The sequence below is a fragment of the Pseudomonadota bacterium genome, assembly GCA_010028905.1.
GTDB lineage: Bacteria > Vulcanimicrobiota > Xenobia > RGZZ01 > RGZZ01 > RGZZ01.
Map to the genome: position 1 here is coordinate 1 of RGZZ01000631.1, position 2,431 is coordinate 2,431.

Annotated in this window: 3 protein-coding genes; all 3 read right to left on the bottom strand. The window is 70.5% G+C overall.

Translation table 11 applies throughout. From position 1 onward, the window contains the following. Window positions 1-337 (bottom strand): hypothetical protein (locus EB084_23730; GenBank protein NDD31272.1); only part of this gene is annotated, 337 nt, incomplete at its 3' end. Continuing rightward, window positions 331-1,587 carry a 7,8-didemethyl-8-hydroxy-5-deazariboflavin synthase subunit CofG gene (gene cofG / locus EB084_23735; protein NDD31273.1) on the bottom strand — a complete coding sequence of 419 codons (1,257 nt, stop codon included), beginning with the start codon at window positions 1,585-1,587 and terminating at the stop codon, window positions 331-333. The genes cofG and EB084_23730, both read right to left, overlap by 7 nt. A gap of 68 nt (window positions 1,588-1,655) precedes the next feature. After that, complete coding sequence (locus tag EB084_23740; protein NDD31274.1) at window positions 1,656-2,414, bottom strand: hypothetical protein; 759 nt, start codon at window positions 2,412-2,414, stop codon at window positions 1,656-1,658. Between the last annotated feature and the right edge of the window lie 17 nt (window positions 2,415-2,431).

Consider the following 2,431-nt stretch of genomic DNA (forward strand, 5'->3'; position numbering starts at 1 on the left):
CCGCGCCGACGATCCGCTGGCCTACCGCCACGATGTGGCCGAGGTGGTGCGCCGCGCGGTGGGCGAAGGCGCAGAAGCTGCAGCCCGTGTAGCAGATGTTGGTGAACTGGATGTTGCGGGTGGCCACGAAGGTGATGGTGTCGCCCACCTGGCGGCGACGCACTGCGTCGGCCACCAGGGTGAGGGCGTGCACGTCGACCCCCGTGGTGCCGAGCAGCGTCGTGCCCTCGTCGACGGTGAGCTCGCGCGCGTCGAGGGCGCGATCGAGGATGCGCCCCACCTCGGGGGTCACGGCGCGCAGCAGGCCGTCGAGCACCGACGGATCGTGAATCAGCATGGGGCGTTCTCCTTGGCGAGCCCGTCTGGGCCGACGAGCTCTTGTACCCGCGTCGCGATGGCCGGCCGCAGGAACCGAGGGGTCTGGTAGGCGGGGTATATCGCCAGGCGCTCACGCAGCACAAAGCCTGCATCGGCGGTGACGCTGCGCAGATCATCGAGGGCGGGCCAGGCGGCTTCGGGGTTGATGTGGTCGCGCGTGATGGGCGACACCCCACCCCAGTCGTTGATGCCGGCCAGCAGGTAGAAGGCGTAGGCCTCGGGGGTGAGGTTGGGGGGCGCCTGGATGTTGGCGTCGGGTCCGAGAATCAGGCGCGCCACCGCGATGGTGCGGGCCATCTCGAGGGCCGAGGGCTCGATGGTGCCCGCTCGGGCCATGGCGCCGGTGGGATCGCTCTCTTGCGGTGGCTCGCCCTGTGCCGCGGGGCGGGGGGGGCCGTTGCGGAAGCGGGTGTCGGCCTTGGCGCGGAAGTTCTGGACGATGATCTCCTGCACGTTGCCGGTGTCGGCGGCGAGGTCGCGGAGGGCGTAGAGCGTGTCGACGCGCTCATCGAGGGTCTCGCCAATGCCGATGAGCAGCCCTGTGGTGAAGGCGACGCCTACCTCGGCGGCGGTTCGAATGGTCTGGGTGCGCAGATCGGGGGCCTTGCCCGGGCAGGCCCAGTGGGCCTGTCCCTTCTCGAGCAGGCGAGGGCTCGCGCTCTCGAGCATGAGCCCCATCGACGCATTGTGCGGGGCCAGCAGCTCGAGCTCGTTTCGGTTGAGCACACCGCAGTTGGCGTGGGGCAGCAGGCCGGTCTCGCGAAAGACGAGGTCGCACATGGCCGCCAGGTAGTGGGTGGTCGACGCATAGCCCAGGTGGCGCAGGGTCTCGCGCATGGCGGGGTGGCGCTCCTCGGGCCGTTCGCCCAGGCTGAAGAGCGCCTCCTTGCAGCCGACCGCCTGACCTGCCCGCGCCACGGCCAGCACCTCGTCGGGGGTCATGGTGTGGGCCTTGGGGTCGCTGGCCGAGCGGGCGAAGGTGCAGTAGCCGCAGACATCGCGGCAGAGATTTGTGAGGGGGATGAAGACCTTGCGCGAGTAGGTGATGAAGGGTGATGGTCGCCTTCGCGCGCTGGCCAGGGCCATGAGGCGTGCCAGATCGGTGCCACCCGCTGACAGCAGCGCCACGGCATCGGCGCGAAGCAGGGGGGCGCCGTGCTCGAGGGCGTTGAGGGTGTGCGTCAGGGGAGGCCGCGCGGTGAGGGTCATGGTGAGCCCAACTACTACGCGGGCGCGCTGCTTCCTTCGACGCGGGAGGTGAGCTTCGCGCCGCGTGGTCAGCCCGCGACGGTGAGCAGCGCCCCCAGCAGGCCCGAGAGCTCGCGTTCGAGGGTGTGCAGGCGCTGGCGGTAGGCCGTCACGGCGCGGCGATCGACATCGATCCACTGGCCGTGCTCGAATCGCTGCCCGAACACATCGAGGGTGAGGGCGTCGATGGCGCCTTCATCGGCGTCCCACATCACGCGGCGGGCCGCGCTCAGCGCGGCGATCAGGGCCAGGGGCGTGGTGGCGCGCACGTTGGCGTGCTGCTGCAGCCCATCGATGTACGCGTCGAGATCGGTGTCTGGGCGGACCGGATCGCCGGCCACGAGAAGCGTCGGGTGGGTGCCCTCGGTGCGGGGCACTTCATTCATCAGCCAGTGGCCCAGGTGCACCACGTTGCCGCGCCCGCGCCCGAACAGCGCGACGTCTTCGGCGGTGCGCGCCATCCAGGCCTGCATCTTGTCGAGCAGCGCGCCCAGGGCGTGGGGGTCGACGGCGGCGGCGTCTTCGATCCCGAAGATGCCCACGACGGGCGAGCCCGAAGCGAGCCGCGTTCGAAACGCCAGACTGTGCAACAGGTCTGGCGTGAGCGCGTCGCCCACCCCCACGATCACGAGGTCGGCTTCGTGTGTGCTCACGCATCGGTCTGCATCGCCCATCGCCATCACGGGCACCACGCGCATCTGGGCGTCGACCGGCAGGATGCGGCGCAGCGCGCGAAGCCCGAGCTGGGTTGTGGGGGCCGTTTCCTCTTCCAGGGGAACGACGAGCACCCGGGGTCGGCGCGGGG

Coding starts and splice junctions, on each gene's coding strand:
- cofG (NDD31273.1), bottom strand. CDS start 1,587: ATGACCCTCACCGCGCGGCCTCCCCTGACGCACACCCTCAACGCCCTC.